The sequence below is a fragment of the Synechococcus sp. R60.1 genome, assembly GCF_047461835.1.
GTDB lineage: Bacteria > Cyanobacteriota > Cyanobacteriia > Thermostichales > Thermostichaceae > Thermostichus.
The window spans coordinates 13,485-28,975 of the sequence record NZ_JANSIA010000030.1 but is presented as its reverse complement, the minus strand read 5'-3'; the positions used below and the strand labels follow the sequence as shown (position 1 = coordinate 28,975).

Annotated in this window: 15 protein-coding genes, 1 pseudogene and 1 riboswitch; of the genes and pseudogenes, 7 read left to right on the top strand and 9 right to left on the bottom strand. The window is 57.9% G+C overall.

Going from position 1 to position 15,491, the window contains the following annotated elements; genetic code table 11:
- From NW834_RS06110 to rsmH, 7 genes are all read right to left on the bottom strand, one after another.
- The coding region (locus NW834_RS06110; RefSeq protein WP_414426256.1) for an IS607 family transposase at positions 1 to 369 on the bottom strand (369 nt) is incomplete at its 3' end.
- A 221-nt stretch (positions 370 to 590) separates the two neighbouring features.
- A complete protein-coding gene (locus NW834_RS06105) occupies positions 591 to 998 on the bottom strand; it encodes a hypothetical protein (RefSeq protein WP_414351961.1) in 408 nt (135 codons plus the stop codon).
- Between the two features lie 237 nt (positions 999 to 1,235).
- Positions 1,236 to 2,105: a (2Fe-2S) ferredoxin domain-containing protein gene (locus NW834_RS06100; RefSeq protein ID WP_414418989.1), complete on the bottom strand. Its 870-nt coding sequence runs from the start codon at positions 2,103 to 2,105 to the stop codon at positions 1,236 to 1,238.
- An 11-nt stretch (positions 2,106 to 2,116) separates the two neighbouring features.
- Positions 2,117 to 2,545, bottom strand: coding sequence for a DUF1636 domain-containing protein (locus tag NW834_RS06095; protein ID WP_414418988.1), 429 nt, complete (start codon positions 2,543 to 2,545; stop codon positions 2,117 to 2,119).
- 101 nt (positions 2,546 to 2,646) lie between these two features.
- Positions 2,647 to 4,617: a TonB-dependent receptor plug domain-containing protein gene (locus tag NW834_RS06090; protein ID WP_414418987.1), complete on the bottom strand. Its 1,971-nt coding sequence runs from the start codon at positions 4,615 to 4,617 to the stop codon at positions 2,647 to 2,649.
- A 41-nt stretch (positions 4,618 to 4,658) separates the two neighbouring features.
- A riboswitch (cobalamin riboswitch) is annotated at positions 4,659 to 4,811 on the bottom strand.
- A 345-nt stretch (positions 4,812 to 5,156) separates the two neighbouring features.
- Positions 5,157 to 5,705, bottom strand: coding sequence for a hypothetical protein (locus NW834_RS06085; RefSeq protein ID WP_414417229.1), 549 nt, complete (start codon positions 5,703 to 5,705; stop codon positions 5,157 to 5,159).
- Positions 5,706 to 5,881: 176 nt separating this feature from the next.
- Positions 5,882 to 6,781: a 16S rRNA (cytosine(1402)-N(4))-methyltransferase RsmH gene (gene rsmH / locus NW834_RS06080; protein ID WP_414417228.1), complete on the bottom strand. Its 900-nt coding sequence runs from the start codon at positions 6,779 to 6,781 to the stop codon at positions 5,882 to 5,884.
- A gap of 247 nt (positions 6,782 to 7,028) precedes the next feature.
- Here rsmH and aroA point away from each other — a divergent pair, with 247 nt between their 5' ends.
- Together aroA and NW834_RS06070 are read left to right on the top strand one after the other, a co-directional pair.
- Positions 7,029 to 8,363 carry a 3-phosphoshikimate 1-carboxyvinyltransferase gene (gene aroA / locus NW834_RS06075; protein ID WP_414418992.1) on the top strand — a complete coding sequence of 445 codons (1,335 nt, stop codon included), beginning with the start codon at positions 7,029 to 7,031 and terminating at the stop codon, positions 8,361 to 8,363.
- Between the two features lie 35 nt (positions 8,364 to 8,398).
- Positions 8,399 to 8,749 carry a TIGR03792 family protein gene (locus NW834_RS06070; protein ID WP_414375428.1) on the top strand — a complete coding sequence of 117 codons (351 nt, stop codon included), beginning with the start codon at positions 8,399 to 8,401 and terminating at the stop codon, positions 8,747 to 8,749.
- Here the strand turns inward: NW834_RS06070 and NW834_RS06065 are convergent.
- Positions 8,746 to 9,522, bottom strand: a complete 777-nt coding sequence (locus tag NW834_RS06065) for a DUF502 domain-containing protein (protein WP_238376947.1) — start codon at positions 9,520 to 9,522, stop codon at positions 8,746 to 8,748. The two genes, NW834_RS06070 and NW834_RS06065, sit on opposite strands and share 4 nt — an antisense overlap.
- A 294-nt stretch (positions 9,523 to 9,816) precedes the next feature.
- Between NW834_RS06065 and NW834_RS06060 the strand changes: the two genes are divergently transcribed.
- The 3 genes from NW834_RS06060 (at position 9,817) to NW834_RS06050 (ending at position 13,077) form a co-directional block, all read left to right on the top strand.
- On the top strand, positions 9,817 to 10,284 hold the full coding sequence (locus NW834_RS06060; RefSeq protein WP_414390354.1) for an SRPBCC family protein: 468 nt from the start codon (positions 9,817 to 9,819) through the stop codon (positions 10,282 to 10,284).
- A 77-nt stretch (positions 10,285 to 10,361) separates the two neighbouring features.
- Complete coding sequence (locus NW834_RS06055) at positions 10,362 to 10,865, top strand: GNAT family N-acetyltransferase (protein WP_414418986.1); 504 nt, start codon at positions 10,362 to 10,364, stop codon at positions 10,863 to 10,865.
- 106 nt (positions 10,866 to 10,971) lie between these two features.
- A complete protein-coding gene (locus NW834_RS06050; protein WP_414418985.1) occupies positions 10,972 to 13,077 on the top strand; it encodes a thioredoxin domain-containing protein in 2,106 nt (701 codons plus the stop codon).
- A 47-nt stretch (positions 13,078 to 13,124) separates the two neighbouring features.
- Here the strand turns inward: NW834_RS06050 and NW834_RS06045 are convergent, their stop codons facing one another.
- Complete coding sequence (locus NW834_RS06045; RefSeq protein WP_414331897.1) at positions 13,125 to 13,559, bottom strand: Fur family transcriptional regulator; 435 nt, start codon at positions 13,557 to 13,559, stop codon at positions 13,125 to 13,127.
- 153 nt (positions 13,560 to 13,712) lie between these two features.
- Between NW834_RS06045 and NW834_RS06040 the strand changes: the two genes are divergently transcribed.
- The gene (locus tag NW834_RS06040; protein WP_238376945.1) at positions 13,713 to 14,972 is read left to right on the top strand and encodes a metallophosphoesterase family protein; all 1,260 of its coding nucleotides are present in this window, start codon (positions 13,713 to 13,715) and stop codon (positions 14,970 to 14,972) included.
- A 207-nt stretch (positions 14,973 to 15,179) separates the two neighbouring features.
- Positions 15,180 to 15,490, top strand: a pseudogene (locus NW834_RS06035) (zinc ribbon domain-containing protein); the annotation flags it as partial.
- Position 15,491: the final 1 nt, after the last annotated feature.

Here is a 15,491-nt window from a genome sequence, read left to right as displayed (position 1 = left end):
GTGAGCGACCACAATTGTTCCGACATCTCCCGCACGAACTCGTTCCAATAAGGCAAGGAACTTTGGTCTTTTGAAGTTGAGACCGCCGCTAACCTCTCCGACCACTTCGGCTCCAGGATAGAGGTTAACCAGTCTTGCAATCTGTCTCTCCAAGTCTGGTTTCTGCCCTCGACTGCTGACTCGGGCGTACAAAACGACTCGTTTGTCCTTCTTGGGCGCTCTGATGTAGCTGTCGAGGTCATACCTTCTCGCCCTACCGGATGGTGTACGTATTGCATTGATCCAGCCCTTCTGCTCCCATCGCCTCAAGGTGTGGAGACACACCCCAAAATAATCCGCCGCTTCTCTCGGTTTTACATACCTAGCCATACCAAGCAGCCATACTGAACATACTGTACATTATTTTCAGTATAGTCCAGCGTATCATTGACTAGAGTCATGCTCACTGTTAACGCGACTGAGCTGCAAAGGGATCCCCTCCCACATAGGTCGCCCCTATTTTGGCCTGGATCCCTCTTGGGGATGCTCTAGATCACTGCAAAAGTGCTCCGCACCGCTGACGGGATGGGAAGGGCCTGTACGGGAGCAGCTCACCGCAGTTTCTCCTCTCCAAGCCACACCCGGCGACGTCCTCTGTCCCACACCAGCAGGGTGTGGATCCCGATCCAAAGTCCTGTCCACAGCCAGTTGTGCAGCCAGATTTTGCCCAGAATGGGCAGGGTCAGGCCCTCCGTTCCCCCCAAAACCAGGCCGGCGGCCAAAATCAGCCCTTCAAAAGCCAGAAACCCCAAGATGAGCATGGCCGGGATCCAGAGATAGTTCAGCAGCAGTTGCCTTGGCCGAAGCGGCTTGGACTGAGAAAACAGAGGTCGGTAACCGCCAGCAAGAGCAATCCCCACCGTGCCGATCCCCAGCACCAACCCCCAGGCAAACGAATCGGGAGTGCGGGGATAGTTGTGCCAGGTGTAGCCAAAGATTTGGTTGGCCAGCCAAATCATCAAAGCACTAATGGCTGCCCTTTGGCGGGTTAAAGTTGTGCCTGCAACAATACCAACAGTTACAAAGGGAAGGGTACATGTATAAGCAATATTGCTGAGACAGCCGACGGTGGTAAACAAGCTGGGCCAGAACCAGCCTTGGGCCAAATCTTGAGCAGCTTGTATCCAAAGTGGGGCTGAGATCAAGCGGCAAGATCTGGGGATAGGTTGAGCACTCGATTGCAGGCCAATCATGCTTTAATCTCCTGGAAAAAGGTGGTCTTTCAGAGGACAGCTATTAAGCAAATGCTCAAAAACAATTTGCCGAGCTACTTGGGGAGTAACCCGCTTGTACCAGGTGCAATCTCCGGAGTAAAAAACCACCGGCCCCTGTTGGCAAACTTCCAAGCAGCCTGAGGTGATAACCTGTACGTCCAGGTTGGCTTCTCGAAGAGCCGATTCCAGAGCTTCCACAACCGGTTGGTAGTTGCGGGAAGGATAACAACGGCTGGAACGACAGACGGCAAGGTAGGGACGTTTAAGAGGGTTATCCTCATAGGGGATCCGCTCTTTCCCCTGCACATAGATGGCGCGGATGCGCTCGTAAAGAGAAAGCTTTTGGTAATCTGCTTTGCCTTCCGGCAGGTAGTCTTCCTCTGGCCCCAAAAAGGGGCTGGGCAGAAAAATCTGCAGCAAAGGTTCTTCTGCTCCATTCCAGAATTGGATCCCCCACATGCGGGGCTGACCTTGGGGATTGAGGCGCCGGTAGAGAGCAGCACAGCTAACCAATCTTTTGCGGCGCAGCTCGGGTGGGGTCTTGCGATGGGGGCCGCCTTGGTGCTCCTCCAGGCACAAATGCAGGTGCCAAGTTTCGGTGGCAACGGTTAGATAGCCATCGTAGAGCACGCACAAAGCTGGAGGTTTCTTGAAAGCCAGCTCCAGCACCCCGCCTTCCGCCACATGGCCCACCTGGATCTCGGCCCAGTGCTCTTGAAACAGCTCGTAGAGCAACGGCCCCAAGCAGTCAATATGGGCAGGGATCCCTTCATAAAGGGTTGTCCAACCCGTCAGAGAAACTTCCTGCCAAGTTTGATGGAGAGGGGTTATCCAGGGGGTAAAAGTGGCCATGAGAGAGCTCCTCAAGGTAGTGGTGGAATACGAGTAATCACCTCTTTTTTGAGAGGGCGCTCGGCCCAGGGTAGGATCCCATCTGGCTTGGTGAGGTAGAGCTCTGCTGTCTGCAGAATCAGCTCCACATCTTTTGGATCCAGATCTCCAAAAACATAGGTCATCTTTTGAGGTGCTGCCAACGCAACAACGCAAGCATGGCTGCAGGCGCTCATACAGGCAACTGGTTTTAGAGTTAGTTGGGGGTGGAGGGTTTGGGATTGCAGGGCAGACAGCAGCATTTCTCCCTTGCTAATCCCTTCTTTTTGGCCGTTAACCCACCGAGATCCGCAGGTGATGCAAACCCAAAGACAATGGCTGCTGGGTTGCTGAGCAGCGCTGCCAGCTTGAACTGGCAACTGGGAAGTTGATTGAGACACAGAGCTGCTTGATACCGGCATAACTTGCAATCCAGACTTGACTGTAAAGGGCGCGATGAAGAAGGGGAAATGATCTCAATATCTAAGCGAGTGGTCAAGTAGTGAGCGAAATGGCTAAGCCTTTAAAATTGGCCTCTCAGATTGAGCCGAACGGTGCGACCCACTCCTGGGTAGCCGGGGAAAACCTCATATTGCTCATCCAGCAGGTTATCAACCCCCACTTCTAGAGCGAGATTTTCTGCTACTGGGATCCCTCCCCGCAGAGCCAGGTTGGTGTAGCCGGGCAGAGATTGGGTATTGGCGTTGTTGGTAAAGAAAGTGCCAATGTGATGCAGGAAAACTGAGGCATACTGATCCTCTGCATCGCGGTAGCTCAGGCCCAGGTTGAAGCTGTCTGCTCCCACGAAGGCTAGCTGTTTGCCAACCGCTTTGGGATCCAGCGCCGAGCGGATGATGGGATCGTTCAGGGTGTAGTTGGCAAAAAGAGTCCAGTTTTCCCCCAATCGCAAATCCAGGGCTGCTTCCAAGCCCGTGTATTCCACGAGCTCAATGTTTTCGTAGGTTCCCCTGCGCGGGCCGGTGCTGACAAAGGTAATGCCATCGCGGATGCGGTTATGGGCAAAGGTCAAGCGCAGTAGGCCAAAATCTCCCAAAGCCTGATCCAGGCCAATGTCAAAACTCTCTCCCCGCTCCGGGCGCAAATTGGGGTTGCCGTCGACTTCAAAAAAGCCCCGCAAACGAAAGAATAAGTTTGAGATCAAGGGAGTGCGAAAGCTGCCGGCATAATTAGCCCTCAGGGTGGTGCCTTCTGCCAAAACCCAGCGGATCCCTGCGGCAGGAGAGGTGGCCGAACCGTTGACCAGATTGCTCGAATCTTGGCGAACACCTAAGTTGAGATAAAAGTTGGGCTGTGGCTTGTAATCCAGGCGGGCAAAGAGGGCCCCTTGGTTCACGGTATTGTCGTAGTTGACATTGGTGGATCCCCTGGCAAAGGAGAAGGTGGTGTTGCGAGCTGAAATGGATCGGTAGTCTGCTCCTAGAGTAAGCTCCAGGTTTTCAGCAGCCTTCCAGGTGTATTGCAGTTGGGATCCCCACCCCGTTCGCAGGATCTCATCCCGGGATCCCTGGCTTTGTGGGGCGCTGAAGCGATAGTTGAGGTCGTCAAAAAATACCCTAGCTTGCAGGGATCCCTTCTCTTGATCCCACAGCCAACTGAGATCTAACAGCAGGTCGTTGGTGTTTTGCACTGCATCGGGGGAGGGAAACTCGGTGCTGCCGGGCACCTGAAACGCTTTATTGAGATAAAGGGCATTTCCTGTTAGGACCTGGCCTTCTGCCAGTTGCCAGGTGAGTTTGGCTTGTAGGTTGTGGTACTCCACTGCCGAGTTCTCCCGCCTGCCTGCTTTGCCCAAACGCCTAATTTCAAAAGGAAAGTCGTTGTTGCTCTGCAGACGGCGATAGCTGACCACCCAGCCCAGATCCTGCACCTGGCCGCGGTTTTGGATCCCTTGCTCGTTGAGGCCGTAGCTGCCGATAGCCGCTTCCAGCACGGTCTCGGATCCCGGCTTTGGATCCAGCGTCACGATGTTGATGACCCCGCCAACGGCATCGGAGCCGTATAAGGTGGAGCCCCCACCTGGAGAGATCTCAATACGCTCGACCACATCTGTAGTGATCTGAGACAGATCGAACCCGCCAAAAAAGCCCAGGTCGTTAATGGGGCGGCCATCCAACAGCACCAAAACCTGGGCCGTTCGTCCTCCCCGCATAAACTGGGAGCTAAGGGCTCCCAACTGGGTTCCTGCCGTGCCGTCGCTGAGGATCCCGGGCAGGTAGCGCAGGGCCTCCTGAACGGTTCTTGCCCCTTGCTCTCGAATTTGCTGGCGGGTAACGACGTAAACCGGGCGGGAAGAATCCCGCAGCAAGCCGGGGCGACGAAAAGGCGTGGTGACGGGTTGATTTAAAATCTCGGCGCTAACGCCGGTTTCCAAAACCTCTTGAGCTGAGGGCGGGGAAGCTGCCGGCTGCGCCCACGCTGGGATCCCCAAAACAAGACCCCCCAGCGCCAGGCTGAGACCTAGAATGGGATTCATTTTCTTTCTTGAAGCTCCTGATTCCGTGCGACGCGGAAGAAAGACGAGCCAGAACCGCAGGCGGGCATCCTGACTGAGGGCATAGGTCTAGCCCAAGCCCATCACAGTTGCGGCACAGCGCCGGATTTGCACCGGACTTTCCCCTTTACATGCCCTGGCTGATCCCCAGGACAACCTGTCGGTACAGCTTTCTCTGCGATTGCTCCGAAAAAGCCGTGCTAGGCATCATACATCCCCTGCTCTGGAGTTCCTATCCTGCCAGGGGGGATGTCATCCCCAGGGGTGAACGGGATCCCAACGGCAATCCCAGGGCTTCGGATGGGCCACATCCCATTTAGGCCAGATTTCTTCACTGCTTTGTAAGCAGTTGAAGAGTAGCCCACTACTATTCCAGATCCTGAGGCCCAGGGATCCCTTGACTTTTGAAGAATTTGAAGAATAGGGAGGATAGAGATACGCTGAGATCTTGCAAAATCCACAGCCTTTGGGAGAGTAAGAGGGGAGCAGTGGCTTGGCTGCTGTCCACGGGATTCATTGGACTAGTACCCAACCGGATAGAAAAGAGGGGCTTTTTCGGTCGCGTGAGCGGCGCGGAGCGCTCTTTCCGGCAAAGCCGTTGCCTGGTGGGCTGGATCCGGTTCAACATGGCTGGGAGAGGCAATCGGCACCTCAATCATCCGATCCGGTACCAGCGGCACCATTTCGGAGCGGTCGGCGATTTCCCGGAGAGAATTGGCAATGGATTCTTGAGTCAGCAGAAACTGTCGTTCGTTGCGCTGCATCTGCTGCCACACCTGGTAACGCTGGCTCCACCGGCTTTGGGTATGCACAGTCCAACTGTAAAGGCTCAACACTGAAACGCCGGAGAGGATAGCCATCCCTGTGGAGATTTGCTTCCACCAGGCTAGGTGTTCTGCCCAAGCAAGATGCTGGCTGCGAGGATGGGCTGATTTCAACTTCAAATTCAAAGGTTGGGTGCGGCTGGCCTGAACTGTACCGGAGAGGGGTCGGCTCAGAGCAGAAGGCTGTCTGTGGCGACGAGGGCTTTTGGGACGATCAAGACCTGCGTTCAAAGGCTGGCTAACCATAGGGCTTAACCTCACACACACCAAGGGATCCGACGGTGCAGGACTGCCGGTTCCGCTTCACCCTAGTTCCCCGCATCCCCCAATAGCAACCCCCTTCTCCCGATTCCCGGCCTCAGCAGGACAGCTGTCCGCTTCACGGTAGCCGATCTCTTGAGAGCGGGAGAACCAACCTAAACCTACATCTGACTGCTGCGGGCAGCCACTCGCAGTTTGGCAGAGCGGGCCCGTGGATTGCGTTGCCGTTCCAGTTCGGAAGGGGACAAGGGCTTGGGGGTGAGCACCTGCCAACGGGGATCCCTGCGAAAGGCCCATTTCACCAGGCGATCTTCAAGGCTATGGAAGCTGATTACGGCCAACCTGCCGCCGGGTTTCAACCAAGTGGGGGCTTGGGCCAGCAAGGTTTCTAAAGCCTCCAGTTCTCGGTTCACGGCAATGCGCAACGCCTGAAAGACGCGGGTGGCCGGGTGGATGCGGCCTCGCCGAGCTGCCGGAGGTACCGCCTGCCAAACCACCTGGGCCAACTGGGTAGTTGTGGCGAGGGGACGAGCCTGCTCGATGTGATGGGCAATGCGGCGGGCAAATCGCTCTTCGCCGTAACGGGTGAAAATCTCGATCAACTCTTCGACCGGGCGATGATTAACCCAATCGGCAGCGGTTTCCTGAGCGGCACTGGGATCCATGCGCATGTCCAGCGGCCCCTCTCCGCGAAAGCTAAATCCCCGCTCAGGGCAGTCCAGTTGCGGCGAACTCACCCCCAAGTCGGCCACGATGCCATCGAAGGGAATCCCCTGCCCCTGCTCATCCCGAAAGCCATGCTGCTGCAGATCGAAATCGGCAAAATTGAGGTGCCACAGTTGGATGCGGCTGCCGGGGATCCCTTCTGCTGCAAAACGCGCTTGCGCCGCCTGCAGAGCCGCCGGATCCCTATCCAACCCCACCACTCGAGCAGCTCCCCCCCGCAGCAGCGCCAAGCTGTGTCCACCCCCTCCCAACGTCACATCCAAAAAAATACCGCCCCCCTGGGGTTGCAGGTAGGCCATCACCTCCTCGGTCAAAACGGAATCGTGTTGATACACCTTGCCAAGCACGGTCTGCGGGGGTTCTATTTCTGCTGCTACAAAGTTCAGTATCTGCAAAAAAAAGGCCGAGGCCAGGCCCCGACCGAGGAATCCATGTTGTTTAAGGTGATCCTCTGAGAAAAGAGGGGTGGCCGTCAAAAGACAGGCTGTCTTGGGATCCCCGGCAAAATCTCTGGGGCGCGAGTCCCGCTCTGAGTATGATGAGACTGCTCCCGCTTTTGCCAAGTCTGCCGTCAGGGTTGCTGTGTTGACTCACTCTTCTGCTACTGATATCTTGACCCTCTCGCCGGCCAAAGGCCTGCGCGGCCAAGTGAGCATCCCCGGCGACAAATCCATTTCCCACCGCGCCCTGATGCTGGGATCCCTGGCCGAAGGAGAAACCACCATCCAAGGGCTGTTGCTGGGAGAGGATCCCCGCAGTACGGCAGCCTGTTTTCGGGCGCTGGGGGCAGATATTTCGGAGCTCAACAGCGAGTGTGTTCGCATTCGGGGAGTTGGCCTGGGCCGGCTGCAAGAACCGGCAGACGTGTTGGATGCCGGTAACTCCGGCACCACCTTGCGCCTGATGCTGGGGATCCTGGCTGGCCAGGCCGGGCGCTTTTTTGCCGTCACCGGCGATCGCTCCCTGCGCTCGCGGCCCATGGGGCGGGTGGTAGAACCGCTGCGGCAGATGGGGGCCAGCATTTGGGGACGGGCCGGTGGGACGTTGGCACCTTTGGCCGTACAAGGGGGATCCCTCAAGGGCATTCACTACCGCTCCCCGGTGGCTTCGGCGCAGGTGAAATCCTGCCTCTTGCTGGCGGGCCTGCTGGCAGAAGGCACCACCCAAGTCACCGAGCCGGCTCTCTCTCGGGATCACTCGGAACGGATGTTGCGGGCCTTCGGAGCCGACATTCACGTGGATCCAGAGGCGAAAACCGTGGCCGTGGTGGGGGGATCCCGCCTGGTGGGCCAGAGAGTTCAGGTGCCGGGGGATATCAGCTCGGCAGCCTTTTGGCTGGTGGCCGCCTCCATTGTGCCCGAGAGCGAATTGCTGCTAAGGGATGTGGGCCTCAACCCCACCCGTACCGGTGCGCTGCAGGTGTTGCAGGAGATGGGGGCCGATATTCAAATTGAAAACTGCCGGGAAATGGCCGGCGAGCCCCTGGGAGATCTGCGGGTGCGTTCGGCCCGCTTGCGCGGCTGCACCATCGCCGGCGATCTCATCCCCACCCTGATCGACGAGATCCCGGTTTTGGCGGTGGCGGCGGCCTTTGCCGAAGGGATCACGGTGATTCGCGATGCCGCAGAGCTGCGGGTGAAAGAAAGCGACCGTCTGGCTGCCATAGCCCAAGAGTTGAGCCGCATGGGAGCCCAGGTCACTGAATATCCTGATGGCCTGGAAATCAAGGGAGGGATCCCTCTTCACGGGGCCGAGGTCGACAGCCACGAGGATCACCGCATCGCCATGAGCCTGATGGTGGCAGCTCTAGGAGCGCAGGGATCCACCCTCCTCAGGGGAGCCGACTGTGCCCGCATCTCCTACCCCGACTTCATTCCCACCCTGCAACGATTGACAGCTTCCCCCCTGGAGTCTTGAGAGGGCCCATCTTTAACTTTGCCGCCTCTGCTCCTATGTCGACCTGCCCCAGCCCGCCCGGCCCTATCGCCATCGAACATCTCTGCTTCCGGGTTCCTCCCGGTGGGCAAGCAGCCTTTCTTCAGCAAGACGAGCGGGTTTGGGGATCCGCCCTGCGCCGGCATCCGGGTTTTCTGGGCAAAGAAGTTTGGCTGGATCAAGAGGATCCCGAACTTGTCCACCTCATCCTCCGCTGGGCCAGCCGTGCTGACTGGAAGGCCTTTCCCTCCGAGCAAGTGGAGGCATTGGATCGGCAAATGCGGCCTTTTTATGTGCGCTTGGAACAGGCCAAAGAATACCAGCTCTGGCAGCCCGGCCCTTCTGCAGGGACAGGAAAGCAGGATTAAGGGATCCCTTCAGTCTCAAAACCTACCTCAGAGCCCACCGAGTCAGCCCTGGGGGATCCTGCCACCCGCTCCTGCTCCACCAGCTCCCGCAAACTGGGCATGGTCACGGCCAAAGCTCCTTCTCGCCGCTGCAGCCCCGCTTCAAAACTCTCAGGGGTGACAATGCCGCCGGAAATGAGCATCTTAAAAGCATCTTCCACCGGCATGAACACTTCCACCACCTGGTCTTCCGGCACAATGGCGTACCAGCCCGTCGTTGGATTGGGGGTGGTGGGCACAAACAGGCCAAGGGAGCGCTGCGGCCCATCGGGCCGAATAGGAGTTTGAATGGTGCCCGTCACAAAGGCCAGCGCCCAAGCTCCTGGTCGGGGATATTCCACCAGCACCACCCGCCGAAAGCGCTGATTGTTGGGGGCAAACAAAACACTGACCAATTGCTTCAAGGTCTTGTACACCAGCCCCGCCACCGGAATCGCATGGAGCAACTGTTCGCTGAGATTGAGCAGCCACTGGCCGACAATGTTGCGGGCCATGAAGCCAATCAACAGGATGAGCACAATCGGCGTCAACAGGCCCACCGCCAGATCGATGAGGTTGATCAAGATCGGGTGCAAACCCTGGATGGGATTGAACTGCTTCGGAATGCTGGTCAGAAAGCCAATGCTCCAGGTGGCCACCTCCACCGTCAGCCAAATGGTAGTTGCCAGAGGGATCACCACCAGCAACCCCGCCACGAAGTAGTTCTTCAGATGCTGTTTCCATTGAGAAACCATGGTGAGGTCGTTCCGTCAAGTCAACCGAGTGGATGCACCGAACCTTTGCAAGTGGAGCTTGCAGATGGCAATCATGATACCTGCCTTCTGCATTGCCCTCATGGGGGGCAGCCGCAACTTGCTCGAAAAAGAAACCGGGCTGCCAAAAAGCGCAGAGCCCCAAACTTTCACGAGGCCGATAATGCTATCTTAGGTCGATATAAAATTTTGTAAAGGCAGGGATCCCGTCCCGAGGCGTTGTGGCCAAGCCCCTGGATGGTTTGTGTTTCTGCTGGGTGTTGCGTGGGAGGCCCTATGTCAGAGTCAGATTGGCTAGAGCATACCTGTCAGGTGGAGGTACCTGTTCCCATCGAGCAGGTATGGGATTTGTGGGCCAACCTCACCCTCATGCCCCGCTGGATGAAGTGGATCCGCTCGGTGGAATTGCTGGATCAGGAGCTATCCCGGTGGACACTGGACACCCGCGGCCTCACCTTCAGTTGGATCTCCCGCACCCACACGGTGGTGAAACACCAACACATCGGCTGGAGTTCGGTGGAGGGGCTGCCCAATCGGGGCGCGCTGCGCTTTTACGACCGCAAAGGCAGTACCATTGTGAAGCTGTCGGTGGCCTACAAGCTCCCGGGGATCCTCGGCAAAATCTTGGATGGCCTGTTTGTGGGCAAAGTGGTGGAGAGCACCATCCAGGCGGATCTGGAGCGCTTCAAAGCCTATGCCCTAGAGCATGCGGGGCCAACCGCCGAAAGTGCCTCGGCCAGCTAGCCTCAGTTTGTCAGGCCCAAGTGTTTTGCTGAACTCCCCCTTCCTTGCCAACCCTCACTGCTGCAAAGGTCTTCTTCATGCCCGATCCCTCTCCTGAGCCTGTTATCGCGCCCTCTCATCAGCCGGTGGACAACCGCAACATTCGCTTCTCTCTGGAGCGGGGCGAGCTGGATCTGGATCAGCTTCTCCTGCTGTTGAACCGCAATGCCTTTTGGGCGCAGAATCGCCAGCGGCAGGAGATGGAGCGGGCCGTTGCCCACAGCCATCCGGTGGTCAGCGCCTGGGATGGGGAGCGCCTGATTGGCTTTGGCCGCGCCACTTCCGATGGGGTTTACCGAGCCGTCCTCTGGGATATCGTGGTTGATCACGATTACCGACGTCAGGGCATTGGCCGCAAGTTGGTGGAAACCCTGATCAGCCATCCCCACCTGCAGTCGGTGGAGCGCATCTACCTGTTCACAACCCATCAGCGTGGCTTTTACGAGCGAATCGGCTTTGTGGAAAATCCCAGCACCGCCTTGGTTTTACACGGGCGCCCTCTGGAGTTTTTAGTCCCGGCTGCCGAGCAGGAGCAGGCTTGACCGACAGGGATCCTGGGTGAGTGTATCTTGAACAACAGTGGGTTGGCTCTGCCTTGGGAGGAGGACGCGCTAGCCTGAAAAGCAAAAAGGGTGAGAGGGTGTACTCATGGCCAATCGCCTCGCCACAAGTTCCAGCCTTTATTTGCGCAAGCACGCCGAGAACCCGGTGGATTGGTGGCCTTGGATCCCCGAGGCTCTGGAGAAAGCGCGGGCCGAGGATAGGCCGATTTTTCTGTCCATCGGCTATTCCAGTTGCCACTGGTGTACGGTCATGGAGGGCGAGGCTTTTTCCAACCCGGAGATCGCCGCTTTCCTCAATGCCCATTTTTTGCCCATCAAGGTGGATCGCGAGGAGCGGCCGGATCTCGACAGCATCTACATGCAGGCGTTGCAGCTCATGAGCGGGCAGGGGGGGTGGCCCCTCAATGTTTTCCTCACGCCCGATGACCTGGTGCCCTTTTACGCCGGCACCTATTTTCCCGTAGAGCCCCGCTTTGGCCGCCCAGGGTTTCTGGCCTTGCTGCAGCGCATCCTGCAGTTTTACCGGCAGGAAAAGGAAAAAATAGAGGAGATGAAAGGCCAGATTTTGACGGCTCTGACCACCCTCAGCGACTTAGTGCCGGAAGACCACATTCCCGCCGACCTGCTGCGCTCTGGGATCCCCAAGATCCAGCCTTTGCTCTCCAATGCCGGGGCGGTGCAGCAATTTCCCATGATGCCCTACGCTCAGTTGGTATTGCGTTCGGCCCGCTTCGACCCACCAGAAGGGATCCCCGGCTCGCAGAGCGCTCTGGAACGGGCCAAAGAGCGAGGCATGGCCTTGGTGCTGGGAGGGATCTTCGACCATGTGGCCGGCGGCTTTCACCGCTACACCGTGGATCCCACCTGGACGGTGCCCCACTTTGAAAAGATGCTCTACGACAACGGGCAGATCCTAGAGTTTCTCTCCGATCTGTGGGCGCACGGTATCCAAGATCCGGCCATTGAGCGGGCGGTGCGGCTGACGGTGGAGTGGGTGGCGCGAGAGATGACCGCCCCTGCCGGGTATTTCTACGCCGCTCAAGATGCCGACAGCTTTGCCCGGGCAGAAGATCGAGAGCCAGAGGAGGGAGAGTTCTACGTCTGGCGCTGGCAGGAGCTGCAGGAGCTCTTGGGGGAAGAAACCTTCCGCGCCTTGCAGCAGGCGTTTGACCTATCGCCGGGGGGCAACTTCCCCGATCGGCCCGGCTGCATCGTCTTGCAGCGCCAACAGGGAGGAGCGTTGCCGCCAGAAGTTGAAGCCGCCTTGACCACCCATCTGTTTCAGGCACGCTATGGCTCTGCGGATCGACGAGTTCCCTTCCCTCCGGCAGTGGATGCCCAATCGGCCCGTCTGCAATCCTGGCCAGGGCGAATCCCACCTGTCACCGACACCAAGATGATCGTCTCTTGGAACGCCTTGATGATCTCCGGCCTGGCGCGGGCCTATCAAGTGTTCGGCAACGCAGACTATCTGCAATTCGCTCTGCGGGCTGCCCAATTCATCCTCAGCCAGCAGCGCCACCCTGAGACCGGATCCCTGTTGCGCCTGAACTACGATGGCACAGCTCAGGTGCCCGCCAAATCGGAAGATTACGCCCTGCTGATCAAGGCCCTGTTGGACTTGCAGCAAGCCTGCCTGCCCCTGGTGGGGGATCCCACCCCTCAAGACTGGTTACAGGCTGCCCTCCAGCTCCAGCAGGAGATGGATGCGCAACTGTGGGATCCGGCCAGGGGGGGATACTTTGTCAGCGATGCCCAGAGTGCCCCTGAGCTGTTGGTGCGAGAGAAGGAGTTCCAGGACAACGCTACCCCTGCAGCCAATGGGGTGGCCATTGCCAACCTGGTGCGCCTTGCCGCCCTCACTGGAGATCTGGACTACCTGGAGCGGGCAGAGCAGGCCTTGAAAACCTTTGCCCACATCATGAGCACCCAGCCGCGCACCTGCCCCAGCCTTTTTGCCGGACTGGATTGGTATAGCAATTGGGTGAAAGTCACCCTGGAGGCCGATTCCATTCCCGCCTTTCAGCAACGATCTTGGCCCACCACCGTCTTTGCTCTCCCCACCGAGACCGAACCTCTGCCGGAAGGAGCTCTAGGGCTGGTGTGCTGGGGCAACAAATGCCTGGCCCCTGCCAGTTCTCTCGAGCAAATCCAGTCGCAAATCGGCAAAGGCCAAAATCGAGCTTACTGACCTTTGCCCAACTTTTGCTCAGGGCAGCAGGGATCCCTTTGCCAAGGTTACTGCTGGGGCTCCGCAGGCTTTTCCACCCCGAAAAACTCAATGCGGTAACTTTGGATGCGGGTGCCCGTTTGTTGCTCCACCTGGGCCAGCAGTTCAGGCGGCAGCTCCACGTCCACATCCAAGATGCGGTTGCTATCCAGACAGTTCACGTGGCTGTGGGGATGGGTGCGGTTGCCGTAGCGGCGCCCATCGGCACGATCCAAGCACTCGACAATGTTATGGCTGGCCAAAGCTTCCAGGTTTTGATAAACGGACGTGTGGCCAATCGGTTTGCCCTGCTGATTTAGGCGATCGTAAATCTCGCGGGCGGAGAGGTGCTCGCCACACTGCCACAGCAGCTCCAGGATATAACGGCGCTGTCGGCTCAAACGCAGATTGCACTCCCGGCACCGTTCCAAAGCAGCTTCCAAAGAATCCAAGGGGCGAGGCATGGAAAACCTCAAGTCATACCGAGTCTGAGATAGGTAGTTGCTCATCTCTACCAAGGTAGCATTTGTGCGTCAACAGTTGTTCAAAAAACACCCCGAACTCTACAAGAGCTGCCGCGCATAGCCATCTTCGAGCCGAGTCCAGGCCGTGCGCAGATGGAAGAGCCCAACATCAGCCTTTTGATTTTCTACAATACCGCTGGAGTGTTGGGGGCAAAGATCATGCAGCGGCGCAAGGTAATTCTGGGTTTGTTGGGGTTGGCCAGCAGCAGTGGATTGGCAGGAGCCTATTGGGCCAGTCGGCAGCAGCCCTCTCATCTAGCCCCAGGGATGGGATCCCCTAGAGCCGCTCTCCCCTCTCCTACCCCCCAGCCCACCCCCACCGTCGTCCCCCATCCAGATGCCCCCCATGGCCTCTACATCCCCCCCCGCCGAGATCTGCGCCTCTTGGTCATCAGTGACATGAACGGCATCTACGGCTCGGTGGAATACGACCCAGAGGTGGATCGGGGCATTGGCCTCATCCCCTATCTTCAGCCGGATATTGTTTTGGGAGGAGGAGATATGGTGGCCGGTCAGGATCCCCGCCTGTCGGAGGAGCGCATTCGCGCCATGTGGGCAGCCTTCGACCGGCATGTGGCTGGCCCAATCCGTGCGGCCAAACTTCCCTACGGCTTTACCTTGGGCAATCACGATGCTTCCTGTGCCCGCACCACGCGGGGCGGCTTTCTCTTTCAAAAAGAACGGGATCTGGCCCGCGAGTTTTGGAACGATCCGGCCCACGACCCAGGTTTGAACTTTGTGGATCGGGGGGACTTTCCCTTCTACTACACCTTTGAAAAAGACGATGTGTTTTACCTAGTCTGGGATGCCACCTGCAATTACATCCCGCCCGAACAAATGGCCTGGGCGGAAGCGGCTCTGGCCAGCGAACGGGCTCAGAAGGCCAAGTTGCGCATTGTCATCGGCCATCTGCCCCTCTACGCCATCACTGTCGGGCGCGACGATCCGGGAGAAGTGCTGCTGGAGGCGGATGCCAAACGGGCTCTGCTGGAGAAGTACCGCGTCCACACCTACATCAGCGGCCACGACCACGGCTACTACCCTGGCCACAAAGGGCAACTGCAACTGCTTCACTGCGGCATTCTCGGCTCTGGCCCTCGTCCCCTCTTGGGCAGCCCTCTGCCCCCCCGCAAGACCCTCACCCTTATCGACGTGGATTTCGAGAGCCCAGATGTTACCTATTACACTACCTATCACATGCGGGATCTGAGCGTGATCGACCAAGCAGAGCTGCCCCGTTTCATCACTGGGCACAATGGCTTGGTGCTGCGCCGCGACGTCAATTGGGACAACCTCACCCCCCAAGAAATCGCCACCTGCCAAGCTCGTATTGGATCCCTGTGTCGGGATTAACGTCTCCGTCTTGGCAAAAGATTGATGAGCCGTTTGTAGATGCTCTCGCGAGGGTTCTGCACACTTCGCGAGCAGCCCAGGCTTTTCAACAGATGATTCAAAGCAGCTTTTTCCAGCAACACCAGCCATAGCCGGTGCAACTGTGTCTCTCGCATAACGGATCCCAGTGATTGATTTCAGCGAAACTGTGGAGAGCTTGTGAAGAAAGTGGTAACTGTACCACCGGCCTATACCTCACAGACTTGCCACAAATGCTTGCCCATTCATCCCGACTCTGGTAAGTCGTACCGGGATGGGAAGGGATTTAAGTGCGGGCATTGTGGTTGGGAAGGGGATGCTGATTTTAACGGTGCAAATGTGATTGCGCTTTTGGGGGCTGCTGTAAACCAGCCTAGAGGTCAAGCCTACGGCTCGCTTCGCGAACGTGGTTGGCTTGCCAACTACAGGGCTACCGTTCGCGCCAGCGGGCCGGAGGCCTTAAGCCTGCCCTGTACTGCGAAGCAGTCAGGGTCGGGTAGT